This is a genomic window from Pelagimonas sp., assembly GCF_050633425.1.
In the GTDB taxonomy this organism is placed as follows: domain Bacteria; phylum Pseudomonadota; class Alphaproteobacteria; order Rhodobacterales; family Rhodobacteraceae; genus Pelagimonas.
This window is the reverse complement of the sequence record NZ_JBOEGM010000040.1, coordinates 1-24717: the sequence shown is the minus strand read 5'-3', so window position 1 is coordinate 24717 and position 24717 is coordinate 1. Positions and strand designations below refer to the sequence as shown.

The 24717-nt window shown below is 58.3% G+C and carries 24 protein-coding genes and 1 pseudogene; 17 read left to right on the top strand and 8 right to left on the bottom strand.

Annotated elements, in window-relative coordinates:
- Positions 1–127 precede the first annotated feature (127 nt).
- From ACRBB0_RS25320 to ACRBB0_RS25310, 3 genes are read left to right on the top strand one after another with little or no spacing between them, the layout of a single operon-like run.
- Complete coding sequence (locus tag ACRBB0_RS25320) at positions 128–1282, top strand: efflux RND transporter periplasmic adaptor subunit (protein WP_431377259.1); 1155 nt, start codon at positions 128–130, stop codon at positions 1280–1282.
- Positions 1282–4416, top strand: coding sequence for an efflux RND transporter permease subunit (locus ACRBB0_RS25315; RefSeq protein ID WP_431377258.1), 3135 nt, complete (start codon positions 1282–1284; stop codon positions 4414–4416). Before ACRBB0_RS25320 ends, ACRBB0_RS25315 begins: the two co-directional genes overlap by 1 nt.
- Positions 4416–5294, top strand: coding sequence for an ABC transporter six-transmembrane domain-containing protein (locus ACRBB0_RS25310; protein WP_431377257.1), 879 nt, complete (start codon positions 4416–4418; stop codon positions 5292–5294). The genes ACRBB0_RS25315 and ACRBB0_RS25310 overlap by 1 nt, the downstream gene beginning before the upstream one ends.
- 205 nt (positions 5295–5499) lie before the next feature.
- Here ACRBB0_RS25310 and ACRBB0_RS25305 read toward each other — a convergent pair whose 3' ends face one another.
- Together ACRBB0_RS25305 and ACRBB0_RS25300 are read right to left on the bottom strand one after the other, a co-directional pair.
- The gene (locus ACRBB0_RS25305; protein WP_431377256.1) at positions 5500–6816 is read right to left on the bottom strand and encodes a type II toxin-antitoxin system HipA family toxin; all 1317 of its coding nucleotides are present in this window, start codon (positions 6814–6816) and stop codon (positions 5500–5502) included.
- Positions 6806–7138 (bottom strand): helix-turn-helix transcriptional regulator, encoded by a 333-nt coding sequence (locus tag ACRBB0_RS25300; protein ID WP_009827310.1) that lies wholly within the window; start codon positions 7136–7138, stop codon positions 6806–6808. The genes ACRBB0_RS25305 and ACRBB0_RS25300 overlap by 11 nt, the downstream gene beginning before the upstream one ends.
- Positions 7139–7697: 559 nt before the next feature.
- Between ACRBB0_RS25300 and ACRBB0_RS25295 the strand changes: the two genes are divergently transcribed.
- The 7 genes and pseudogenes from ACRBB0_RS25295 (at position 7698) to ACRBB0_RS25265 (ending at position 14976) form a co-directional block, all read left to right on the top strand.
- Positions 7698–8036, top strand: coding sequence for a DUF736 family protein (locus ACRBB0_RS25295; protein WP_009827309.1), 339 nt, complete (start codon positions 7698–7700; stop codon positions 8034–8036).
- 462 nt (positions 8037–8498) lie between these two features.
- Positions 8499–8798 (top strand): annotated as a pseudogene (locus ACRBB0_RS25290) (DUF6088 family protein); the annotation flags it as partial.
- A 146-nt stretch (positions 8799–8944) separates the two neighbouring features.
- Positions 8945–9163: a hypothetical protein gene (locus tag ACRBB0_RS25285; RefSeq protein ID WP_431377280.1), complete on the top strand. Its 219-nt coding sequence runs from the start codon at positions 8945–8947 to the stop codon at positions 9161–9163.
- 550 nt (positions 9164–9713) lie between these two features.
- On the top strand, positions 9714–9890 hold the full coding sequence (locus ACRBB0_RS25280) for a hypothetical protein (protein WP_245766416.1): 177 nt from the start codon (positions 9714–9716) through the stop codon (positions 9888–9890).
- A 513-nt stretch (positions 9891–10403) separates the two neighbouring features.
- The gene (locus tag ACRBB0_RS25275; RefSeq protein WP_431377255.1) at positions 10404–11126 is read left to right on the top strand and encodes a helix-turn-helix domain-containing protein; all 723 of its coding nucleotides are present in this window, start codon (positions 10404–10406) and stop codon (positions 11124–11126) included.
- The gene (locus ACRBB0_RS25270; protein ID WP_431377254.1) at positions 11119–13047 is read left to right on the top strand and encodes a relaxase/mobilization nuclease domain-containing protein; all 1929 of its coding nucleotides are present in this window, start codon (positions 11119–11121) and stop codon (positions 13045–13047) included. Before ACRBB0_RS25275 ends, ACRBB0_RS25270 begins: the two co-directional genes overlap by 8 nt.
- A 15-nt stretch (positions 13048–13062) precedes the next feature.
- Positions 13063–14976, top strand: coding sequence for a type IV secretory system conjugative DNA transfer family protein (locus tag ACRBB0_RS25265; RefSeq protein ID WP_431377253.1), 1914 nt, complete (start codon positions 13063–13065; stop codon positions 14974–14976).
- 221 nt (positions 14977–15197) lie between these two features.
- Here ACRBB0_RS25265 and ACRBB0_RS25260 read toward each other — a convergent pair whose 3' ends face one another.
- From ACRBB0_RS25260 to ACRBB0_RS25240, 5 genes are all read right to left on the bottom strand, one after another.
- On the bottom strand, positions 15198–16070 hold the full coding sequence (locus tag ACRBB0_RS25260; RefSeq protein ID WP_431377252.1) for a DUF488 domain-containing protein: 873 nt from the start codon (positions 16068–16070) through the stop codon (positions 15198–15200).
- 59 nt (positions 16071–16129) lie between these two features.
- Positions 16130–17536: a PepSY-associated TM helix domain-containing protein gene (locus ACRBB0_RS25255; protein WP_431377251.1), complete on the bottom strand. Its 1407-nt coding sequence runs from the start codon at positions 17534–17536 to the stop codon at positions 16130–16132.
- Positions 17537–17601: 65 nt separating this feature from the next.
- The gene (locus tag ACRBB0_RS25250; protein WP_431377250.1) at positions 17602–18279 is read right to left on the bottom strand and encodes a glutathione S-transferase family protein; all 678 of its coding nucleotides are present in this window, start codon (positions 18277–18279) and stop codon (positions 17602–17604) included.
- Between the two features lie 47 nt (positions 18280–18326).
- Positions 18327–18686 carry a cupredoxin domain-containing protein gene (locus ACRBB0_RS25245; RefSeq protein WP_431377249.1) on the bottom strand — a complete coding sequence of 120 codons (360 nt, stop codon included), beginning with the start codon at positions 18684–18686 and terminating at the stop codon, positions 18327–18329.
- Positions 18677–19201 carry a DUF4142 domain-containing protein gene (locus tag ACRBB0_RS25240; RefSeq protein ID WP_431377248.1) on the bottom strand — a complete coding sequence of 175 codons (525 nt, stop codon included), beginning with the start codon at positions 19199–19201 and terminating at the stop codon, positions 18677–18679. Before ACRBB0_RS25240 ends, ACRBB0_RS25245 begins: the two co-directional genes overlap by 10 nt.
- A 138-nt stretch (positions 19202–19339) precedes the next feature.
- On the opposite strand from ACRBB0_RS25240, the gene ACRBB0_RS25235 reads away from it, so the two are divergent.
- The 7 genes from ACRBB0_RS25235 (at position 19340) to ACRBB0_RS25205 (ending at position 24156) form a co-directional block, all read left to right on the top strand.
- Positions 19340–20293, top strand: a complete 954-nt coding sequence (locus tag ACRBB0_RS25235) for an AraC family transcriptional regulator (RefSeq protein ID WP_431377247.1) — start codon at positions 19340–19342, stop codon at positions 20291–20293.
- A 137-nt stretch (positions 20294–20430) separates the two neighbouring features.
- Entirely contained in the window at positions 20431–20793 is a 363-nt protein-coding gene (locus ACRBB0_RS25230; protein WP_431377246.1) for an SPW repeat domain-containing protein, read from the top strand.
- Positions 20794–20825: 32 nt separating this feature from the next.
- Positions 20826–21368 (top strand): carboxymuconolactone decarboxylase family protein, encoded by a 543-nt coding sequence (locus ACRBB0_RS25225; protein ID WP_431377245.1) that lies wholly within the window; start codon positions 20826–20828, stop codon positions 21366–21368.
- A gap of 68 nt (positions 21369–21436) precedes the next feature.
- Positions 21437–22099 (top strand): GNAT family N-acetyltransferase, encoded by a 663-nt coding sequence (locus ACRBB0_RS25220; protein WP_431377244.1) that lies wholly within the window; start codon positions 21437–21439, stop codon positions 22097–22099.
- Positions 22096–22743 carry a glutathione S-transferase family protein gene (locus ACRBB0_RS25215; protein WP_431377243.1) on the top strand — a complete coding sequence of 216 codons (648 nt, stop codon included), beginning with the start codon at positions 22096–22098 and terminating at the stop codon, positions 22741–22743. Before ACRBB0_RS25220 ends, ACRBB0_RS25215 begins: the two co-directional genes overlap by 4 nt.
- A 98-nt stretch (positions 22744–22841) precedes the next feature.
- Positions 22842–23726: a pyridoxamine 5'-phosphate oxidase family protein gene (locus ACRBB0_RS25210; protein ID WP_431377242.1), complete on the top strand. Its 885-nt coding sequence runs from the start codon at positions 22842–22844 to the stop codon at positions 23724–23726.
- The gene (locus tag ACRBB0_RS25205) at positions 23701–24156 is read left to right on the top strand and encodes an N-acetyltransferase family protein (RefSeq protein WP_431377241.1); all 456 of its coding nucleotides are present in this window, start codon (positions 23701–23703) and stop codon (positions 24154–24156) included. The genes ACRBB0_RS25210 and ACRBB0_RS25205 overlap by 26 nt, the downstream gene beginning before the upstream one ends.
- 376 nt (positions 24157–24532) lie before the next feature.
- Here ACRBB0_RS25205 and ACRBB0_RS25200 read toward each other — a convergent pair.
- Positions 24533–24717: hypothetical protein (locus tag ACRBB0_RS25200; RefSeq protein WP_431377240.1), on the bottom strand; the 185-nt coding region annotated here is incomplete at its 5' end.

Here is a 24717-nt window from a genome sequence, read left to right as displayed (position 1 = left end):
GAATCGGCCTTTGCGCTGCTTGCACAAATATAACTTCCGCCCTATCTACTTCAGTGAACGTTCGTTCATTGAGTCGCCAATCAGTAGCTCATCGCAAGTTGTTTGGCAAAATAAGATAGGAACCATAATGTCCGATCAAACTGGGCAAAGAAATAACGCGTCCAAGTGGCGATGGGTCTGGATTTTGCTTGCTATTGGAACTTTGGTGGCTGTCGGCGGATTTCTGGCGGCGATCGAAGACACTGCAGATGTCTCTGCCACAGATGCCGGACCTGCGTTGCAACTGGTGTCCTTTCGCGCCTTGGAAGCAGGCGATGTCAATGCATCGGTCGAAGCCCTGAGTGAGGTGCGTCCGCGTTGGTCAGCGGAAATCCGGGCGGCCGTTAGTGGGCGTGTCATAGAGGTTAGCGAGGCGGCCCTTTCCGGTCAGCATGTCACAGCCGAAACTACTCTCTTTCAGATCGAACGCACCCAATACGAAACCGCAGTCGCCGCAAGCGAGTTGGCATTGCAAGAGGCGCGTTTAGCACTGTTGCGCGCCCAGAACAAAACAACCATCACCCGTCGCCAGTTTGAGCGCGATGGGATCCAACCGCCCAACGAACTTGCGTTGCATTTACCAGAACTGAGGATCGCCGAAGGGGGCATAGCGTCGGCAGAGGCACAACTTGCTGCGGCACGCCAGCAGCTCGAAGATACCACTGTGATCGCGCCGTTTTCCGGCATCGTCACGGAAAGGATGATCAGCTTGGGTCAAACTGTCAGTCCAAGTGAACCGATGGTCACGCTGGTGGACGACACGCGTTTTGAGCTTACCGTCGAAGTGTCGCGAACAGATTGGGATCTTTTGGATCACCCGATTGCTGGGCAGATCGCCGTGCTAGAGTCCACGTCAGGAACACCGCTAGGGACCGCTATCATCCGTGAGGGTGGCGGATTTCTGGACCCGACGACCCGCCAGTATCGCATTTTTCTGGAGGTATCCCGATCCGAAAACACATCGGTTCTGTCGGGAGGTTTTGTCCGAGTCATCCTGCGGGGTCGCACTGTCGAGGACACCCTCACCATCCCCAGCACCGCCCTCACCCGCACTGGCCATGTCTGGTTCATTGACCCCGACGACCAGCTTGTGCGCCAGACACCCGACATCATCTTCCGCCGAGCTGATCGCATCGTGATCCGTGTGCCGCAGGGTGAGATGACATGGCGTTTGGCCACTACGCCACTGGGCTTCTTTCTCCCCGGCCAGCAGGTCGCGCCGCACATGGTGGAGGGTAACTGATGCACTTCCTGACCGGATGGTTCATCCGCAACCCCGTCGCCGCCAACCTCGCAATGGCTCTCATCCTTTTTATGGGAGTGATGAGCGCATTGTCGATCAGGATCGAGGGGTTTCCGCGCATCCCGCCCGAAAGCATAATTATCACGACGCAATTCACCGACGCGCCCGCCGCACAAGTGGACGAGCTGGTCACACGTAAGATCGAACAGGCCCTTGAAGGGCTGGAAGGTGTCCACAGTGTTACGTCGAAGTCCGGCAATGGCGTGTCCACCGTCAACGTGCGCCGTGCGGGTGGGCAGGATTTACAACGTCTGCTGAACGCCGTGCGCCTGCGTATTGACGCGGTAACGAACCTACCCGCCAACGTCCGACGCCCTGTGATTGACGCTGCGGGATTCGATTTCCCGGCGCTCTACGTCAATTTGCACGGTGAAACCGATCCCGCGACACTTCAGACCCTTGCGCAACGTTTGAAGGAAGAGTTGCTATCGCAGCCCGAATTGTCGCGCCTGAATATCTGGGGTCTGATTCCGCAAGAATTGCGGATCGAGGTATACCCGGATCGCCTGCGCCAGCTGAACCTGACCGTGGCCGACGTGGTTGCAGCGATCCAGACAAACTCATTGAACTTTCAGGCGGGCAGCTTGCGCACGGCTGGTGGTGATATTTACCTGCGCGCCGATGATAGCGCCCGTTATGCGCCGGAATACGAGGCACTACCTGTGATCACCCGCCCAGATGGATCAACAGTTTTGCTGCGCGACGTCGCCACCGTTGATGACACGTTTTTGAAAGGTGATTTCCTGTTTCGTCTGAACGGTGACGCGACCGTAGGAATGGAGGTGTTGATTGGTCAGAAGGAGAACCTGCTCGAAATATCAGAGGTGGTGAACAGCACTGTGGCCGGGTTCATCCCGCAACTACCCTCCGGCGTGCATCCCACCGTCTGGGGCGACAGCGCGGCCTATATCTCGGACAGGCTTGCGTTGCTGCGCTCGAACGGCGTGCAGGGGCTGCTACTCGTTACGCTGATCCTTGCGGTTTTTCTCAATGTTCGCCTAGCCTTCTGGGTGGCGATGGGTATTCCCATCTCGGTCATGGGAGCGCTGGCGGCAGCGGGCACAAAATGGGTCGACTATTCGCTGAATGACGTGACCACGTTCGGGCTTATCATCGCACTCGGTATCCTCGTGGACGATGCTGTCGTGGTTGGCGAAGCTGTGTACGAAGAGCGGCGCAGGACCGACGATCCGATAAAAGGCACCGAGGATGGTGTGAACAAGGTCGCCGTTGCGACAGTCTTTGGCGTGTTGACCACAATCGCCGCCTTCTTTCCCATGCTGTTGATCGACAACCCGCTGGGCAAGGTGCTGGCGGGTTTTTCGGGCATCGTGATCCTCGCGCTGATCTTTTCGCTCATTGAGAGCAAATTCATCCTACCCGCGCATCTGGCACATACATCACTGGACGAGACGCCGAAATACATGCTGACGCGTGGTTGGGCGCATGTGCAAAGGGTCGCGCGCGCCGGATTGGCGTGGGTGCGCGACAGGGTCTACCGCCCCACGCTCGGCTTTTCGGTACATCACCGCTACGCTGTGCTGATTGCGTTTCTTGCAGCGGGCTTTCTGGGGATGGGTTTGATTGCCAAGGGCAAGATCGCGGTGGCATTCTTTCCCGAAGTGCCGGGTCAGATCATCACCGTCAAGCTGGAGATGGATGCCCGCGCTCCGTTTTCCCTTGCCCGTGACCACCTGCAGCGGATCGAAGATTTGGGCAATGCCATGAATGTGGAATTGCAAGACCGCGCCGGGCTGGATAGCCCGCCGATCCGCACCGTATTCGCGCTGGTCTCCAGCGCACAAAGCGCCCAGATATTCGCCGAGCTGTCGCCTGTCACTGAGCGACCGACTGTTGGTGTCCTAGACATCGTGTCTGAGTGGCGTGAACGAACTGGACAGCTGGAAGGGGTGACCGAGTTGCAATTCTCCGGCTCGGACGAGATCGGTGGCGGGTTTCAGGTGCGGCTGTTGTCGCGCGATGCAGACCAATTGGACCAAGCCGGCGATGAGCTGCGCGCGTTCCTCTCAGAACTTGATGGCCTCAGCAATATCCGGGGCACGTCGGTTGGCGGCCAGCCGGAGTTGAGCCTGCGCATCCGCCCCGAAGCGCGCAGCCTTGGCTTCACCGCGCAAACTCTGGCCAGCCAGATCGGCTATGCCTTTGGCGGGGCCGAAGTGCAGCGCGTCCAGCGCGGTACGAGCGAAGTGCGCGTGATTGTCCAGAACGCCAATGCCGCGCGCGACACCATCGACGATCTGATGCGCACGCAGCTGCGCAGCGACACTGGCGCATGGGTGCCTTTGCCGACGGTGGCCGAGGTGACGGACAGCTACGTATCTGGTTCTATCGACAGACTGAACGGACAGACCGTCAATACGGTTTCTGCGGCCATCGACCGGCAAGTCGCAGTGCCAGCCGAGGTCTGGCAAGCTGTGCAGGAACAACTGATGCCACGTTTGGCGCAGGATTTCCCGTCCGTAGAGGTCTCACCGGGCGGTGAGTTGGCCGAGATGGGCGAGATTCAGGGCGGACTGCTGCGTGCCCTGATGCTGGCGGCAGTCCTGATCTATGTGCTGATGGCCGTGCCGCTCAAATCCTATGCCCAGCCCTTCATCATACTCGCCATAATTCCGTTCGGGTTTGTCGGCGCGGCGATGGGGCATTTGATCATGGGATTGACGCTATCGTTGTTTTCTTTCTTCGGAATGCTGGCGCTGACCGGCGTGGTGGTGAACGACAGCCTTGTCTTGATCACCCGCTACAACCAGAACCGCGCGGCGAGAATGGATGTGACACCCGCAATCCATGATGCGGGACAGGGACGTTTTCAGGCAATATTTCTGACCACCGCAACCACAGTTATCGGCCTGTTGCCCCTTTTGGTGGAGACTTCCGAGCAAGCGCAATACCTGATCCCTGCTGCCGCCTCGCTGGCTTTTGGCGAGATTTTCGGCACGACGCTGATGTTGATCCTTGTGCCGGTGCTGATCGCGATTTTCGAGGACATCAAAGCGGCGTTCCTGCCCTCGGTGTCGGCAAAGCCCACTGCACCTGCCGCAGGGTCTGCATAATGCTGGAAGAAGATGGACCAATCACCATCCCCGCACTTTTGCGCGTGTTCTGGCGGCGCATCGGGCTGACGTGGGTACTGACATTGTTCGAAACCGCCCTCACGGCTCTCGTTCCTTTGTTTATCGGGTTCGCCATTGACGGCTTGCTGGCACAGAACACAACTGCCCTGTTCCAGCTGATTACCGTCATGGCCGTCCTGATCGCAATCAGTGTCGCACGACGCGCCTATGACACGCGCGTGTTCGGCACCGTACGGGTGGAGGTGGGCCGCGCGCAAGCCGCCCGCGCACCTGATCAACCGGTCTCGATGCTGAACGCACGCCTGAGTATGGGGCGTGAGATAGTCGACTTTCTGGAAGGCGAATTACCGCTGGTGATAGCGGCGGTTGTGCAGCTCGTGATCTCGATGATCGTGTTGTTCGCATTCGGTCCGATGCTGGCCTTGGCCGGAGCGGTAGCAGTCGTGGCAATGCTGATGATCTACGCCCTGTTTCACCGCCGTTTTTACCGGCTGAACGGACATCTGAACCAACAGACTGAGCGACAGGTCGGCATACTGGAAACCCGTAATCCGCGCGGCTTGCTGTTACACCTATCGCATCTGCGCAGAGTCGAGGTCCGCCTGTCGGACTCCGAGTCTATCCTCTATGGGGCGATCTTCATCGTCCTTCTGGGTCTCGTCGTGTTCAACCTCTGGTATGCCACCACGACCCTGCCAATCACGACCGGCACAATCTTCTCCATCGTCAGCTACTCGTGGGAGTTTATTGAATCCGCGCTCGCCCTTCCTGTCACGCTCCAAGGTTGGTCGCGCCTGTCAGAGATCACAAAGAGGATCAATTTGACCAAAAAGGAAAAATCCGCCCGTTCGAGATAGATTGCCAATCATTTCGCGGACGCTGCCGTAAATCCTATTCAGGACCGATGCAGCCTTGGCAGGTTTTGCTCCATCGGCATTGCGGCCATTCATGCATTCTGCGGCATCAGTTAGTAAGGGCTCTTCTGTAGCATTCGCTGCGCTATTTACGAACGGCTGCTTTCGCTTACCGTAAAGGCCAAATACCTATCGAAACGACCCCTGACTAAGCTAGCAATTGCCCTCGCGACCCTTCAAATTGATCAGTCAGAGTATCATGATCCGAACTCAAGCCTTCGATACAGTACGGATTCAGGAATTGTCGCCCGCCAAACAGGGCTTTGTCTGTTGCGCTGAGGTCTGCGAGCTCACAGACCGCGTCCCATTTACGGGCAATCGTGATAATCTGTTGCGTGATGACCTCGATTGCGTCGTCGTCGGTGAGTAGGAAATCTGGTGCGGCGGCAAGACAACTGGCCAAAGTGCTCATCCGGTTGTCGCCCTTGATTAGCATCGCCTGCGTCGCTTCATTCCCGGTGCGGCCTTGAGGGCAGATGTCATAAGCGGGGGAGAGCGTAAGCATTTCGCCGTCCCAAAAGGCTGCATGATTGCGGGCGTGATCGTCCGTATTGCCACACAGCACGTTAAAGCAGATCCGGCCAAACAGCTCTCGCAGCGTCTCCTTGGGCTTGGCGAAGCGGTGACGAATGATCTCGGCCAGATCCTCGTAGGAGGCATAGCGCGCCATCATCTCATCCAGCCCAAGGAGTGTAAGTGCAGACACCATCGCTTTGCGATGCCAGTCCTCACCTGCGCGGGTCCGGTCAAAGCGCTCGATCAAGAGCACGTCTTTGCCGCCAGCTTCAATCATCGAGACGGGCGCGACGTCTAGGCCGCAGGCAGCCGCGAGCTTCATCGCGATGAATTCCGCTTTGACGACGCTATAGAGGTCGCCGCTTGCCGAGAATTTGGCGATCAACTTGCGATCTCCGCGATCGATCAGCGCTTTGGGCCGCGCGCCACCGATGGACGTGCCATGGTTGAGCGCCTGATCTAGGCCAAGCGTCAGGGGCGCGCCTTTTTCAATGAGACTGGCTGCCTCGATGAGTTCCTCATATGTGGCTTCGGATTTCCGGCGCGGCGCATACTGCGTCGCCGACGCTTGGAAATCGAGGGCACCGATGCGGTCAGAACCGGATGCAAGCAGGTAGGATATTTCTGTGATGTTGCCGACCTCAGCTTCACTCGCCTTTGCGCCCACCAAACGATTGATGATGACACGCCGACCCCATGCATCCGGAGAGCCATCGCGAATGCAGCTGGCCATCGAAAGACCGGCCCGAGGTTCGATGATGCCTCGACGCAGCGGGAGTTCGGGTGCGTATATCGGTATTGCATCAGTGCGCTCGAGGTAGCTTGCACCGTAATTGAATACGAACCGGTCCGCATCTTGCGTGATGCGTCCTGCAACGACGGGGGCGGCGCTCTCGGGTAGCCAAATCCAGACGAAGGCCTCCGAGGCTTGAGCAAGTTTAGAAGTCATCGTTGACCTCCTGCTTGGACGCCCGGACGCTTTTAGGCAGGAGTGTTAGTTTTTCATCAAGGCGGGCATTGTGCATTGCCAGCGTACTGTCATCGGCATCAAACAGACGCACGCCAACAAGCGCTGCGACCTCGAAGACCGTGCCGATCTCAGGGCCGGGTGCACCTTTTTCGATGTTATACAGTGTCGTGCGGCTAATGTTTGCACGGTCCGCAAGGTCTTGCGCTGTCATGCCGCGTTCCGTGCGGGCGACGCGGATCAGCTTGCCGAAGATAGACAAAGCTTGCTTCGTAACCCGCGAGTAACTTCTTTTGCGTTTCATATCGCACCGCCATTGTCTGATTAGATGGACGTGAGAGGCCTTACGTCCAATATATTGGACAGGTACTTTTAATCTGGTGTCGAGTCAAGTTGTTGTCCAGTACTCTGAACACTAAGTCGCTTATGTACAGATAAATGAACGAAACGGGTCAATACTGCGTTTATACCAGCTACTTGGCCCCAGAGCGTTTACGGGAGCTCAAAGAGTACGAGACGTTTCACTGTCAGGTCTGGTGGGGCGGGGGCCCTTGATTGGCGCGTTGTCAGTCAAATTGGAAATGAAGATGCCTTCCCGCAGTTTCTTTTGTCAGTGTTCACTATCAGCGACGTGGCCATAGGCTTTCTCCTGATGTGTTGAGTTGCTCGATAATGCTGGTCGCAGCTGTCGCCCCGCCCACAAAGGTTGGCCCCGATCTTTTTCCCCTGTCCCTGCGGGCCATTCCTCGCGACACAAAAAGATCCGCGCCTGCCCCTCTCCGCTGACGCTTCGCCTTCGGTGTGTCCGGGCCTTGGCCAGCTGCAAGGTGACCATCATTGCAACGCAAACAAGGAGAAAAGCAATGACCACGAACTGCATCAAATTTACCAGCGACGATATCGAAACAGCAAAAGGTATCGGCTCAATTTCAACTCTGACCTTCGACCTCGACATCACGGTTGAACCAGTTGCCAGCAGCAACCCCATGGCACCAACGCATCGCGTCCTCGGCCGCTCCCCTCGCGGCAAACTGGTCGAATGCGGTGGCATCTGGAAGAAGCAGAACAAAGACACCGGTTCTGATTACTTCACCTTGACGGTCCGCGATCACGCCTTCAACGCCAATCTTGGCAAGGCCGCGAGCCAGGAGGACATGTCTTTGCAGGCCATCATCCCTTGGGGTCCGAAAGACGCCGCTTAACAGTTAAGCCAGACCGCTTCGGCGGTCTGGCTACTTTCCCCGCACGGCAGTGAGCACTGCTTAAGTGGAATAAACAGCCGATATGCGCAGTACATTTTTAGCAAAGTGCGCAGAGGTCGAATGGTCGAAGAGATGTTTGATTATTGCTCCCGATCACATTAACCAGGCAAAAAACAGGAAACTGTCGGCGACCCGTAATGCTGTGTGCAGTGCGAGCGCTGCGGTGACCCAAGCCCCCAAAGGCAAGGTTGCAAGCCGCATTTACAAGCCTATCTCGGAGCAGCTCTTTTTTACTGAGTTATCTGTATGACTGAGTGTGCTGCGGTACGAACCAATTTTACCGGTTGTGACGGCATCAAACCGATATGGATGATCTGGTTGCCAATTTGAACGCCATCGTCGTTTAAGGCGGTACATCAGCTTGAACTCGCTTCTGTCCGAATTTTGCGGTATATTTCGGACATGATCGGATTTGCACAATTGAAAACTCTGCCAGACCGCCTCCGCGCGCGAATAGACGATGCGCCGCGCCAAGTGTGGACGCCAGCTGATTTTGCCGACATCGGGGGTCGCGCAGCTGTCGATAAGGCACTGCAGCGCATGGTCACGTCCGGTCAGCTGCGCCGCATCCAGCGCGGGCTCTACGACAAACCATCCCAGAATGCGCTAACAGGCAAATCTACCGCACCAGTTTACCGCGCCGTCATCGATGCAATTGCGCGTCGTGATCAGATTCGCTGGTTGATCGATGGTATGACGGCTGCGAATATGCTTGGCCTCACGAACGCTGTGCCGGCCAAAATTGAGGTGCTGGTGGATGCGGGCCTCAACCCGTCACTCTGGGCAATCAAAAGATCGTTTTCAAACAGGCATCTCCAAGTCGGCTGTATTGGGCGGGGCGGCCTGGTATGTATCTGGTACAGGCCTTGCACTGGCTTCATGACGTTATGTCGAACGACGCAGAGAAAGCGCCTGTTCGCAAAACGGTGCGCCGCATGCTTGCCGATAAAGAAGCGGGTCCGGCTCTGTTGGATGATCTGAAGGGCGGCTTGTCAGCCATGCCAATCTGGATGCAGGACATTTTGCGTGGACCTCTGTCTGATGCGACTGCGGGTGGTCGGGTATGAGCATGGAAGGTTTGAACGCCCCGCTCGCTCCACATGATGACTTGGGTGCGCGGTTGGGCGGCGATTACAAAAGATACCGAAGCGATGATATTTGGTGAAGCCCCTACCTTTGATGCAATCCTGGCGTCAATTGGGGCTCTTGAAGAGCAATTAGACCGACCATGATTCTGCGACTTTGAGGCTGTGATCAAATGTTGCGCGGCGGTTTGGCTTCTGTGTGGCGTGCAGCACTTTGGCATTTGAGCGTGTGATACGGTCCCCTGTCGCCTGCAATAAAACTGATAGGGGATGGTTCAATTCATCACCGCGTTGCGCCCCTTCCCATTGACCTGTTGGCCCATCAGATCGCTAGCCCGGAGGCGAACGGCCTGCAACGCTTGGGCAATGTTTCTGGACGGCTGACGCCTTGCGCGCTGCGTGCATCGCGCACAACAAACATCGCCCTTCCCGTGCTCCATTTTATTGCGCCCCAAGTTGGGTGCAGCCCGCTCTGATGCCTCCAGTCTTTTTCACGATCCGTCCAACGACGATCAATGGAAAGGATCACAACATGACCTACGAACAATCCCTCGACCTCGCAGAACTGCAAGCTGACATGGCCTTTGAAACCTACCTCTCAGCCTTTGAGGAGGGTGACCATCCCGAAGTCATAGACAGCCTCGCAACCGAGGCTCTGATTGCCCAAGATCGCTGCGCAGATTTGCGCTCTCAGGATCTGGCTCATTGAGCCAGATACCCCTGCGGATTGAGTGATCCGCAGGGGAGGGCGACCTCCTGTGGGAGGCCCCAGACAGGCAGTTGCAGAAGCTGACACCGACGCGATCGGGCGTCAGCTTTCTTGCTGTTTTCATGTTGATCACTTGATGCGCCTTGGGGGCGTAGACCCTTGAGTGGTGTTTTGTAGGTGAAGGCCCGCGCTCGCTTTGTGCGAGCTGCCAATAGGGTCAGTCAGAATGTTTCTGATAGTTGGTGTGGCCTCTTGGGGCGCGGCGTGAAGCGCATAGAAATTGAATTCATACAAAAAGATAAATTGCGCAATATGTATTATTGATATATGAAGGAAAGAGAAGAGAAGGACGTTGGCAGGATATGCCACTTGTCTGCGACATTTGTCCGAGGGGTCTGAGAGCGTGCCACGCAAAAGAGAATCCACCAACACTTTGAGGCGCGCTTGCAAGCAAGCGCTGCCTCGCACGCGCCGCCGGATATTTGATTTTGGATGTAGCGAGGTACGCTTGTGATGAAGACAGGAAGACCAAAACGCCTCAAGCTGGAGCAACGCATTGAACTGGCGCGTCGCTACCATGCAGGTGAAACCCCAAAGGTCTTGGCGGAAGCCTACGGCGTTTCTCGCAGGCATGTGACGCGGCTTGCAAAGGAAGAGCAGGGCGAAGGACTGGCCGTGCGCGATCCCTCTGAGCGGGTCAGTTTCCGCGCCTCAGCGTCAGAGCTCGCAGCCTTTGATGCAGAGTGGCAGACGCGTGGTTTTGCCAACCGCTCCCAAGCCCTCAATGCAGTGCTGCGCGGACGGTGTGGGTTCCTTGATGTGCCCCGTGATTTGGTTGCTGAATTCTGTACCAGCTGGCGACAGGCCAAGGACGTCAGTGATGCGAGTTTGGTGCTGGCAAAGGCGGTGCATCGCGGCAAGGTGTCTGTGTCATCTGAGGACCGCGCATTGCTCGTTGAGCTGCTGGACCTTGCGCAGAGCATGAGCCGTGAGCTTGGTCAGATGAAGGATGCAGCGCAGGTCCGGCGCAAGCAGGATTGGCCGTTAAAGGAAGAAGGGAATGCTGCCCTGCGGGCGCATCCAGATGAGCCTGCGCGCGCGGCATCGGGGCTGCGCTTGGTGGCAGGGGATTGCGGCCGCGAAGGAGTGCGGGCGTCGGTGGGTTTGGTTTCGAATGGAGACGTTGCGCCGGAAGCGGGCGCGGCTGTGATCGATCGGAACATCTCTAATGGCTGATCCGCTTGCCCTCTACAGCTCTGTCATGGGGAAGCTCTGGGAGGATGAGCGGATCCGGGGCAAAGCGGCGGCGCGGATTGATGCGCGCATCGCGGGCCGGCGGCAGGGGCGCAGTTTTACCCGCGTGGGATCCATGTCGGCGCGCAACGTGGCCAAGGCGGCCAGTGGTCAGAGCCGGGCGGCCGTGTTCAAGCGGATCAGGGCAGGGGGATGCAAGACGCAGGCCTCTCTTGGCAATCAACTTGCCTATATCAATGATAAGGCGGTCTACACTTATTCGACCATGACCAACGCGCTGACCGATGACGCGGTGCTGTCTGAAGATCAGAAGTCAGATATCATCGGGGCCTGGTCCGAGACATGGCGCGGCTCGACCAAGCTCGGGTTCACCTCGCACATGCTCTTGTCGTTCCCGACAGACGTCACCGTCGATCAGGTGCGCGACATCGCGATGGACTGGACCGAGCATTTTTTTGAGAGCGGTGAATATGGCGATCAGTGGGATTATGTTCTCGCCGTGCACGACGACCGGGCGCACAAACATGCGCACATCATTCTGAACAATCGCGGCCTCGATCAGGGCACATGGTTTTCTTGTTGGGCCGAAGGCGTGATGTCGCCGCAGCTGATGCGCGAAAAGCAGGCCGAGATCGCAGAAGGCTACGGCGTCATGCTGGATGCCACTACGCGGCTTGAACGGGGCATCTTTGAGAAACCCGCAGGCCTCGCTGAAATCTACCGCGCCAAAGAAGAAGCGCGCCTGCCACGCGAGATCATCATGACGGCCGAGGAGTCAGCCGTCGCACAAGCCGAGGTCGTGGGCTTTGCCAAAGACTACACAGCGTTCGCCGACCTGTTGGACCGCATGGATCAGCGCCATCTGGCGCGCGCCGTGCGCGGCATGGCTGCCAACCTTGGCACAGGCACCCCGTGGAAATTCACCGAAGGAGAGATCGATATGAAAGACATCAAAACCGTCGGTGATGCCATCGACTATTCCGAGCGCACGATTGAGGCGTTGCGGTTGAAAGCCGAAGAGCTTGATGTACGCGAACGTGCCGCGTTTGAAGCAAAGGCGGCTCCCGTCATCGCCGACCTGTCGCAGATGGTGCCAGACCCAGAATTGCGGGCGCGGTTTGGCAAGCAACTTGAAGAACCCTATCCGCCCGGTGCCGGAAGCGAGGTGCTGATCGCAGCGCTGCAATCGGGCGATGACGACGCACTGAAAGAGGTCCTCGCGCAGGCTGATGAAGCGGGCATGGACGGTAATGAGCTGGTGGCGCGCATCACCGCAGGAGGCACCAAGAACTACGGCATGGCGCAAGACTGGGTTGAGCGGGACATGAATGCTGTCCTGAGCAAAGACGGGCTGACGGTCGAGAGTGCCAGCGATGAGCAGCTTGATGGGGCGTTGGAGCGCGTCGACGGCGTTATGGAGGCGCTGACCGAGCGGGCCAAAGAACTTGGCGTCGTAATTGGGTTGAGCCTTGCGGAAGAGGAAGCGGCAGACCTGCCGTTGATCGATGAGGATGATCGCAGCCCAAATACCTATTTGCAGGATTTGGCGGATATGCTGCGGGATGGTCAGCTGTCGGAAGCCCAAGAAGAAACCGTTGAGCGGACACTGCAGGCTGAGCTGTTCAAGGAACTGGGCGAAGAAGGCCTCGGCGAGCTGCGACGCGGCAATTATGAAGTCCTTAATGACGTGCTGCCGGGCAAGATCGACCAGATCACCGTCACGCAAGAGTTCCTGGAAATGACCTTTGAAGAAACCGGCGACCAAGTGTTCACCGATCGTGCATCCAGTCTGCAGCAGGACAAAGCCACGGAGGTGGCGCAGCTCAAAGGGCAGCAAGAGGCGAAGGCCTTGGGCAAGGATCTCGGGCGTGATCGAGGTCTCGACGACGAGATGGAATTCTAGAGAGGGGATGAACAGATGAACAAAGCATTTCCTCTTTGGGCCGCGCTGCCCTTTGGCGCAATCTGCGGTGCTATCCTTGGAACCATCGTGGCCAGCTTCTATCTGACACTGGCGCTGCGCACGGGGTTTGGCAATTTCGACATGCTGGCGGTTTGGAATGCCAGTGCCGGATTGCGCGCGGCACACCCTGAAGCCTTCAAAGTCGCCTATGGCGCGGTTGGTTTTGGCTCCCTTGGTCTTGGTGGGTTGGGGCTTGCTTGGACCTGGAAAAAAGAACGAGATGACTATGGCTCGGCCCATTGGCAGACCAAACCCGAGCTGATGAAAAATGATATGCTGCACAAGCCGGGGGAGGGATTTGTTTGCGGCAAGCTCGGGCTGCCAAAGTCAAAGGGTGAGTTCATTTCTTCTGCGGCAATCCCGCATGTGATGATGGTGGCGCCAACGCGCGCCGGTAAAGGTGTGGGCTTCGTCATCCCAAACCTGATGGCCTTCGCGGGCTCAGTCGTGGTGCTCGATGTCAAAGGCGAGAACTTTGAGAAAACCTCTCGTTTGCGCGCACTCAATGGCGATGAGGTCTATCGGTTCAGCCCGTTTGATTGGTCCAATGCGACGCATCGCTACAATCCTCTGTCGCGGATTGCCAAAGCGCCGACCTTTGCGCAGCGATTTACGGAAGTCAGCATCCTGGCCGATCTGTTCCTCGACAAGGACAACAAGACGCTGGATACGTTTTCTGAAGCAGGCAAGTCGATCTTTGTCGCGGCCTGTCTACTGGCGATCCAACGCGGCACGGCAAATCTTGGCGAAGTGAACAAGATCGTCGCCGGTGGTGAATACAAGAATGCCCAATATAAAACCTATGCCGATGAGGCTGAGGAAGCCATTCTGCGCGAACTCTGGACCAATGCGGCCAGCGCGTCATCGCGGCTCCTGACCTCGAATATTCAGGCGCTGATGACAGCGGGTCTGAAGCAGTGGGACAATCCTGCGGTGCGCTCAGCCACCCAAGACAGCGATTTTGATTTTGCAACCTTCCGCAAGACGCCCCAATCGCTCTACATCGCGGTGTCCGAGGATCACATTGCGACGTTGGCGCCGCTTTTACGCCTGATGTTTGCAGATTTGATCGCATCGATCAGATTGAAGGAGCCAGGACCGGATGAGCCGTGGCCCATCATGATGATGATAGATGAATTCCAGCAGATGGGCGCGATGCCATATCTGGAGCGCGCGATCCATTCGTTGGCGAGCTACGGTGGCAGGGTGGCGATGATCGCGCAGTCCCTGGCGTCGCTGGATCGGATTTATGGATCTGAAGGTCGCGAGAGCTTGGAGAACGGGGCAGGGCTGAAGCTTTACATCACGCCGCGGGATCAGCGGACGGTGAAGGAGGTGTCGGCTGCCGTGGGGAGCACGACGCGGGAAGCGGTGACGCGGATGTATGGGCGGAACAAGGGGATATTGGGTGCGACCTCGACGTCTGCGCGGTTGGAGGAGCGGCCGTTGTTGTCAGAAACTGAGGCGCGTCTGATGGATCCTGATGAGGTGATCATTCTCGCTTCACCGCAGCATCCGATCAAAGCGCAAAGGGTGAAGTATTTCGATGATCCGGTGTTTAAGGCGATGGACGCCAAACAGAAGGACAAGCCGTTTCCTTATCCGCCAAGTGTGGAAGGTGTTGGGCCATGGGGTGTCGGAAGTGACGAAGACAGAGCGCAGGGGGCGAATGATACCGCGGGCCATCCGCCGGCGCGAGAACGTGCGGAACGGCGCGAGGCGCGGGGGATGCGGGTCATGGCCGAAGGGGTTGAGATGGAGCAGCAGCCTACGCCGGAGACGTTGGAGCGCGAGGCGGATGTACCGAAGGCTTGGGAGCGAACGCTAGATATGCGGGAAGAGATGATTGAGGAGATGTTAGGGGAATAGAACCTGCCGTCGCGACCAACAGCGGACGTTGGAGCAAGCCATAGCGAATTCACAAATTGAGCCCGTTGCGGAAGTGTCAAAATCTCGCTGCGCGCGCTCGCAGCGGCCAAATCGCTGCAGCTGCAAAGTTTCCAGCGCTGCAATTCCGTGGTGAGACCAGCCATTCATGTAGTTTGCAGCAAGATTTGCTACTCGAACTCGCAAGTCGCGGAACAATGCCATCATTCGGTTTCTAGCCGGTACTTTAGGAACGTGAACCCATCGTAATCCAGCTCACCCACAAATGCTGCTCCAAGCCTACCGAGCGCACCGAGATTCCTACGCGACGGAGGCAGCAGGAACGTCACGAAGGGAATGCGCTTGTCAGCGATGGCAAAATCGATTGCCTTTCTTGAAATGCGCGCGCCAAGCCCGAAAGATTCTGGCTTCAGAACCAAGCCATAATCCCACTCGTCCCCCTCCTTCTGAAATCCACCCCACCCGACATATACATTGTTCGACAATATCGCCCAATGGCCAAGCCCGTCGCGGGTCCAGCATGCCTCTTTGGTGGCGACGAACTTGGCGACAGCCGCCTCATCCCATTCGAAATTCATCAAAGGCATGTGTTCTGCCACGCGCGGATCCGACATGTGCGCGGCAATCTCGGTTGGATCGACCCTGGGCAATCTTGTGAATGTGATTTCGTGTTTCACTTGGTTGTCCATCAAAGCTTGCGTCAAATCATTGACGGCACGACGTGAAATGTACTCAGCCAGTACCCGTGCGTGATTGTGCCTGAGATCTTTGGCGGCATAAACCAGCGTCACGGGACCTTCCCGGATACGTTCAGCCAGTCGCCGCACCGGGTCGGTGTTCCCGTCTAGTTCCTGCGTATAGGCTGTGGAAAATGCTGCCCATCGCGCCGGATCATGCCCAAACCAGCGGCGCAGATCAGGTGAAGGGGCGATATCTTTCATCCAATCCGTCAGCATCATCTGGTCGCGCCGCAGACCTCTGGGCCATATGCGGTCGACCAGGATGCGCTGCCCATCGGATGGATGGGCAGCGCAATAGGCGCGTTTCAGGTGCAGATTGGCCCAGTGCTCCGGCATTATCTGGCAGCCTTGTTCGCATGTGGAGCGCCAACCGGGGACGTGTCCTGCCGCATGGGTCAGCTCAGAACCCGACGCAAGGCGGGAATACGGCTCAGCACCAGATAGTCCGCAGCGAGGACGGTCAGCAGCGTGAGCCCGGCGAGAGGAAACATCATCGAAATTGCGAAGCCGATAAGCAGAGCCCCTTGCCAAAGCGCTGTGGCTTTGGGCTGTGGCGGTGCTGCCAGCCGCAGGGCTTTGGCCGGGCGGCGTTTCCACCAGAGCACAACACCGCTGACGCTCAGAAAGATCACACTGAGGCAGACAAGTGTGTTGAGCGCGATATTCCATATGCCAAGATCGCCCTCGTGAAATGCGATGCCCACCGCCATGGCCTGTCCGTAGACCGAATAATCCTCGAACCGGACGTCTGCCAGTGGCGCACCGGAGTATTGATCGACATGCACAGTGCGGTCACTGGTCGGGTCGGAACTGTCATTGCTCATCGAATCCCGTGAGATGGTCCAGACCCCGTCAGCACCGCTGGGAAAGCTGAGCTGGTAACGGTTCTCAAACCCCAGCGACGCGGCGATGCCGACCGCCTCGTCAAGAGAAACCGGGCGGTCCGGTCGCGCAGCACCGTCGACACCCACATCAGACAAGGGCATCCGCGTCTGCTCCAGCACCCATGGCACATCCTTGCGAGTGCCGTGGTTCATTGATGCGTGGACATCCTCCGACAGCGGTGCGTCGAACTTTTCGGCGGGAAAGGTGCTCCACGCCTGCACCAGTTTTTCACCCCAAATGCCCGACCAGGACAGGCCCGAGACCAGAAATACGACAAGCACCAGCGAAATCCAGACACCGGTTGTGATGTGCAGCGTTCGCCACAAGGCCCGTCCGCGGGCGCGCAGGTCAGGTAGAAGGACAGAGGTAACACTTCGGTCCCTCGGCCACCACAGATAAAGGCCCGTCGCGATCAGCACCATTGTCAGCGACGCCGCAATCTCGATCAGACGGTCGCCCGTTGTACCCAGCAAGAGCGTGCCGTGAATGTCATTGGCCAGATCGTACAACCCGCCCCGGCGCGACATCTGGTTGACGATCTCGGCGGTGTAGGGATTGACGGCAACCATTTTCGCCTCGCTACCCTGGTCCACCCGGAAAAGGGCCACGAGGTCATCGGCACGCGGGGCGATGTAGCTGCGCAACTCACCCTCCGGCACTGCCGCAAGGGCCGCCACCCCCAATTCGGACACGGGCAGTACCTGTGCCTGCGGCTGAACCTCGATCCATTCACCATCCCGACCCGACAGAACGCTGATCCAAAGCATCGTCAGGCCGGAAATCGCGAGGATCATGAGAAATGGAATGACGTAAAGCGCGGCATAGAAATGCCATCGCCAGGCCGTCAGGTAAAAGCTGCGTGCGTTGTGTGTGGGTTTCTCAGAGTCTTGCATGGAGGGGATGCTGGTATCGGTCATGAGGTTGGGTCCATTGGTTGAACGACGGACGGGCCGACAGACCAGATCCGGCTATGTTGGGGGCGTTAGGTTTGAACGGGGACGGTCAAAAGCGCCGAGATGTGGGATGCGCGCGCATGCAGAAATGCCTGCAATCTCTGAGGGTAGTCCACGCCTACGGCAGCCTTGACTGACGGGCGATTGGCCAGAGCCTGACGCCAGACAGTGACAGCGGGCAAATCCGTCAGAATATCGAAGTCGGCGATCGCATCGAATGTATCAAAGTAGCGGAAGACAGGTGCAAAGCTTGCATCGACCAGCGAAAACGCGACTCCATCGAAATAGGGGCCGGTTCCGATTTCGGGTTCAAGTCGGGCAAATTTTGTGCGCAACTGGGTGGCTTTTTCGGTAAATGCCTGCGCCGTTTTTGCCGAATAGAACCCGGCGATGTCATTCAGGATCGACGAGGCGAACTCGATCCACCCACGGTGCCGTGCGCGTTCCAGTGCATCTTGAGGGTGCAGCGGTGCGTTCTGGGTATCCTCAAGATATTCAAGGATCACGGCGGATTCGAAAATCGGCGTGTCCCCAACCAGCAAAACCGGCGTCTTGCCCAAAGGTGACAGGCGCAGAAACCAGTCTGGTTTATCGCCCAGGTCGATGTCCTTACGTTCGAATGCAACATTCTTTTCATGAAGGGAAATAGCGGCCCGCTGCACGTAGGGGCACAGATGGTGGCTAATCAAGGTCAAATCTACTGGCATCTCGTGGGTTTCCTCGGCGGATTATGGTGTGGGGTACTTGGTTGGCGTTAGCTCGACGCTGTGACGATCACACGCGCCTTCATGTGCGGATGGAAGGCGCAGAAATACTCATACGTGCCCGGCGCTTCGAAGCTGACCAACTGACTTGCCCCTTTCTCCAGCGTGCCGGTATCCCAATCGAAAGTGGTGCCTGTCGCCGTATGGGGCGCAAGGTCATGGTTGGTCCATTCCACGGTGTCACCTGTTGCGATCTCAATCATTTCGGGTTCGAATCTGAACGCCTTGATATCGACAGAATGGATCAGGCTTGCGTCATGCGCGCGCGAAGCGCGAAGGGTCGGGAATGCGAACAGAGTGGCACCCAAAAGGGTGCCAAACTGTCGACGTGTCTGAGGCTTCACGAGCATTGCAAGCCCTTGACCATAACTTCAGCGTGACCTTCGTGCTGTTTGAAGGTCACCAGCGCCTCTTCAAGAAGTGTCTTGAGCGGCTCAACCGTCACGGCGGGTATGAATGTTTCCGCCACCGTCTTGTTAACGACCTGATGGTAGCCCAGTTCGTTCGTCGCGTAGGCGCAGTCGAATGCCTTGCCCGACAATACAGCCAGTTCGTCGCGCTTGTCCGCCGCGCCCTGCACCAGTGCCTGGCTCAGCGCGTTGTCCTGTGGGGTCACGTTCAATTCGGTGATCAGGGCGCCGGCGGCTTCGTTCACGGCGGTGTGGTCGCGGATCATTGTTTGTGCAAATTCGCGCACCGCGTCATTTTCAGATACAGCCAGTGCAAGATGCGCATAGCGGATATCGAGTTGCCCCGCCGTGTAGGCAGTATGCGCGATTTCGAGGTCATTCATCGCTTCGCCTGCCTGTGCCACGGCGCCTGTCGTCGCCACGGCAAGGCCGATGATCAGAGTAAGAGTCTTCATCGAATATCTCCTTGGTTTAGTTTCGATGACGACAAGTGACACGAACTGATCTGAATGATGAATGCCGGGACGTTCGGAAATTCTGCCTGATCGTCCGGCGCTCTGGACGGGCCGGGAAAACCCGGTATTCTGCCTGCCATGTTGGACCTGCTTAGTGATATCCTCACCCGCCTGTCGCTTCGCGGCACGCTCTACTTCCGCACCAGCTTTACCGAACCCTGGGGCGTGCGCGTGCCGGCGTTCCGCGACGTGGCGCGGTTCCACTTCGCGCACAGGGGCGAGGCCATGGTGCGCGTCGAAGGACATCCGGCGCCTGTGCACCTGTCCCAAGGCGATCTGATCATCGTTCCGCACGGGACGGCGCATGTCCTGTCGTGCCGGCATACCGGGACCGACGAGGCGCTGCCACTCGATGACGTGCTCTCGCGTTCGGGGTTTCCCGGCCACGGCACGCTGGTCTGGGGCGGTGAGGGATCGCCCCGCGACACCCAGCTTATCTGCGGGCATTTCGCGCTGGCCGAAGGATCCAAGCATCTGCTGTTCGAGCGATTGCCGCCGTTCATTCACTTGCGCGGCTATGGTGACGAAGCCGGCCCTTGGCTCGAGGCGACGTTGCGCGTGATCGGGGCGGAAGCGGGCGGCGCGCGGTTGGGTGGCGACCTCATCGCGCTCAAGATGTCCGAGGCGATCTTTGCCCAGGCGATACGGGCCTACATCGAGCAGGCGCACGAGGTCGATTGCGGCGTGGCAGGCTTCGCGGACCCGCATCTCGGCCGGGCCCTTGCCGCCTTTCACCGCGCCCCGACTGCGGACTGGACTGTGGCGACACTTGCCCGTGAGGCGGGACTGTCACGCACCAGCTTTGCCGAGCGATTCACGGGCCGCTTGGGTGTTACCCCGATGAGTTATGTCACATCCTGGCGGATGCAGATCGCGCGCGAGGCACTTAGTTCACGAGGCCTGAGCGTGGCCGAAGCGGCGGAGGTTTCAGGCTATGCCTCGGAATCGGCATTCAGCAGGGTGTTCAAGAAAGAAATCGGCATCTCGCCCGCCGCGTTCCGACAGGGCGAATCAGGCGCGCGCGCTGCCTGACCATTCATCCGATCTGGCGGACGATCTGCAATCCATTCCGAACTTCTGGAAATTTACCGTCCTGACATCGAGGTCTAGTTAGGAGGCATGGCGGGATTTCCGCCACAAATGCACCCGTTTCGAAAGGACCTCGCATCATGCGCTTTGTCACCAAGACCATCCATGCCTGGCTCGACTATCCTGTCGCGCTTGCCCTTATCGCCTTGCCGTTTCTTCTCGGGCTCGGCGCGTCGCATCCCCTCGCGCTCACGATCTCGCCTGTCGTTGGCATCGCAGCCCTGCTGCTCACCGTCTTCACCGATCACCATCTCGGGCTTATCCGCGTGCTCCCCTACAAACTGCACCTTGCTGTCGATCTGGCTGTGGGCGTGCTGTTTCTCGTCCTGCCTTTCGCCCTCGGCTTTTCTGGCCTCGACGCAGCTTATTACTGGCTGAACGGCGCCGCGGTCGTGGCCGTCATCGCCCTGTCCAAGCCCGAAGACAACTTCGTCTCAGCCTGATCCCCCTAAAAAACCACAAAAGGACATATCCTATGGCACGTATCACTCAAGTATCTGACAACGCAGCCACGCCGGAGGCCGCCACGCTTTTCACTGCGATTCAGGGCAAGATCGGCATGGTTCCGAACCTCTACCGTGTCGCGGCGAACCAGCCTGCCGTACTCGGCGGCATGCTCGGCCTCAACGAGGCATTGGCCGGCGGCAATTTTGACGCCCACACGCGGGAGGCCATTGCCCTTGCCGTCGCTGGGGTCAACGCCTGCGACTACTGCGCATCGGCCCATGCCGCGATCTCAGCCGGGCTGAAAGTCGCGCCCGACGCCATCGACGCGCATCTGGCGGGTCGCTCTGAGGATCCGCGTACCGCGGCGATCCTGCAGCTGGCGGTGGCAGTCACGCAGGCGCGCGGCCAGGTGACGGACGCCGACCTGACCTCAGCGCGCCACTTCGGGCTGTCGGACTCCGACATTGTCGAGACGGTTGCAAACGTAGTGGCGAACATCTTCACCAACTACCTCAACCACATCGCCGATACAGATATCGACTTCCCGGCCCGAAAAGCGCGCGCCGCCTGAGCGAACCGGCCCGTCGGTTCTCCGGCGGGCCTGTCCCGAACGCCACACCATTTAAGGAACATCCTTCCATGAAACGCGATGCCGAACGCCGCACACATGTCACGATGCAATCCGACCGAATCGGCCGCGACCCCGCACTTGCTGCGTTGATTGTCCGCCAATTCGAACCGAGCGATGCAGCGGCGGTGCGCGCGCTCTTCATCAAGATAAACAGGCTGATGGTCCTGCCCCATCTCGCGGATCATTTCGAAGTGTATATGGCCACTGCGCTGCGGCAGGAGATCGACATTATCGCGCGCTATTACGCCGCGCATGGTGGGCAGTTCTTCGTCGCCACGGCCAGAGGGAGCCTCGTTGGCATGTTTGGTCTCGAACAGGCCGACGTCGGTGTGAAGGAGCTGCGCCGCATGTATGTCGACCCACAGTTCCGGCGTAGCGGCATTGGACGCAGATTGCTGGCCCGTGCTGAGATCGAGGCGAGAATGGCCGACTGCACACGGATGATCCTCAGCACGTCGGAGCTGCAGTCGGCTGCGCTCGAGCTCTATCGGCAAGCCGGATACCGCGAGGTCCGGCAGGAGATCGCGACGCAGAAAACCAACAAGACGATCGGCGGGGCCATACGCCGCTTTCACTTCGAAAAGATGCTCACCGATGACTGTGAGAACCCGATTGGAGAGTCTTTCGTCAGGCTTACGCCGTCGCCAGGAAACGTAAGGAGACCAGCATGAACCCGAAATTCCCGCCAAAATGTTCCCCGATCAAACTCTATCGCCAAGCAAAATCCGGCCACTGCCATCGTGCCGAACTGATGCTGGCCCTGCTCGATCTCCCTTATGAGTCGATCGACGTCGACCTGGCCGGTGGCGCGCACAAATTGCCGGAGTTCCTGCGACTGAACCCCTTCGCCAAGGTGCCTGTCATTGACGATAACGGCGTCGTGCTTTCTGATTCCAATGCCATCCTCGTCTATCTGGCGCACAGGTATTCTGCAGATCATACTTGGCTTCCCGACGCGCCTGTTGCGGCCGCGGAAGTGCAAAGATGGCTCAGCGTCGCCGCAGGAGAAATTGCCCATGGCCCTTGCGCGGCACGTCTCGTAACGGTTTTCGGTGTCCCGCTCGACCAAGTCGCCGCGATCGCAAATTCGCATGCACTCTTTCGCGTGATCGAGCCCGTCCTCTCCGACCGTCGGTTCCTGGCAGACCACGAGATTACAATCGCCGACATCGCAGGCTACAGCTATATCGCGCACGCGCCCGAAGGTGGCGTCGATCTTGAGCCTTACCCCGCGATACGCGCATGGCTGGCCCGGATCGAGGCCTTGCCGGATTTCGTCGGCATGGCGCGCTCGCCGCTGCCCGAAGCCGTCTGAAATCGCTAACGGAGTGAAACGTGACTTATCCTATCCCATTCCACGCTGGTGAGATCGCTGTGCAGGTCCGCGCCGGCGTTACAGCCCGGACGCGGGAGATGGCAGCGCGCGCAATACGCGGCGCCATGCCATTGCAGCATCAGGAATTCTTCGAGAGCCTGCCACTCATGTTTCTTTCCCTTCTCGACGGGCGGGGCCGTCCCTGGGCGGTGCCGGTCTCCGGTGTGCCGGGATTTGCGAAGGCGATTTCCCCTCAACGATTATCGCTGAGCCGCATGCCTGACCTCGTGGCGGATTTCGAGCTCGACACCGGACCAGGCGCGGGGATCGGGCTGATCGGCATCGATCTTGCGACGCGCCGCCGCAACAGAATGAACGGCTACGTCGCCTCTTGTGATGTGGGCCTGGAGATCGCCGTGGGACAGAGTTTCGGCAACTGCCCGAAATACATCCAGACCCGCGCGTTTGAGCCGTCGCGCGCCGATCCACCGCCGCCTGTGCGACAGCAATTGCCACTGGAGAGCGATGCAGTCCGAAACATAATTGCAGGCGCGGATACGTTCTTCATCGCGTCGCGTGGCGCGAGACTTGTCGAAAACGCGAATGAAGGGCTCGATGTTTCCCATCGCGGCGGGCGCCCCGGCTTTTTGGGCATCAACGAGAACGGCACTCTTTCCTTTCCCGATTTTTCGGGCAACAACTACTTCAACACGCTCGGCAATATCGTGGCCGATGGCAGGGCGGGCCTGTTGGTGCCAGATTTCGCCAGCGGCGCGGCACTTTACCTGACCGGGCGGGCAGCGGTAGACTGGACTTCTGACCGCGCCGATGCTTTCGCGGGCGCCGAACGCATTGTGGATTTCGTCCCGGAAGAGATATGGTTTGTGGATCATGCCTTTCCGACCGTCGCCCGTCTGCTCGAGGTCTGGCCGGACCTGAACCAAACCGGGAGTTGGCATGATGCACATCCGACCCGCGCTTGAGATTGATGTCCCCGCTATCGCGCGGCTTGCTCGCGACCTGGCTAGCCATGTGGCCGATCCCGATCCGGGGACCGAAACCGACGCGTTGCTTCAGTACGGGTTCGGGGACAACAGGTGGTTCGATTGCACCGTCGCTGAAATCGATGCGGAGGTTGTGGGCTTCGCTTCCTATGGTAAGCGCTATGAGATCCACACCCGATCCCGAAGGTTGTGGCTCGGTGATCTGGTGGTTACCCGTGAGCGCCGCAATCGCGGGGTTGGCAAAGCGCTCGTTGCGGCGCTGCGCCAGAAAGCCGTGGAAATGGGATGCGATGCAATCGTCCTCGATCTGTGGACCGAAAATGGGTCGGCGCGATCCTTCTATCGCGACGTGGGCGCGGTGCGGCAAGCGGAACTGGAAGTACTTCTACTGCCTGTGGAAGAGAAGTGATAGCCAGCGACATCGGCGGTTTGATGGATTGGGACTCAATGCTCACCAAAAACGTTAGGCTTCGCGCTCCATCGGGATGCACAGCAAATCTACCGCTGAATGTACGATAGAAATGCTCCGGGGCGACCTCATCAATACCGCCGATCACGTGTTCTATATGCAAGATCTCAGATGACTTAGAGGACGATCGCTGCGTAGCGAGATGCTGATGAGCTGGTTGATCAAAGGTCAAAAAGTACTCTGGTCGGTCGCCGGTGCTACGTGAAAGACGGTTTCGCGCGCGATTCGAAGCTCTCTACACCATGCAGCGAAGAGGTGGTTTGGATTTACCGTCTTAAGACGATGACGAGCGGCTGCTTTGGTGAAACGGGTTGCATCAAAGCGATTGACGCGCCGCACAGGCGAGGGTTTTCTGCGTGAGCGAAAGCTGCATCAGCAAAGGGCGGCTCTGTCCGCATCTTACCAGTTCGGTCGACGCGCAGCGAAAGTCAGCTTTTCTATGACCAGCCGTTCCTACACTGCGCAGTGAATGGCTGGTGAGAGCCCAGAGTGACCAATGCT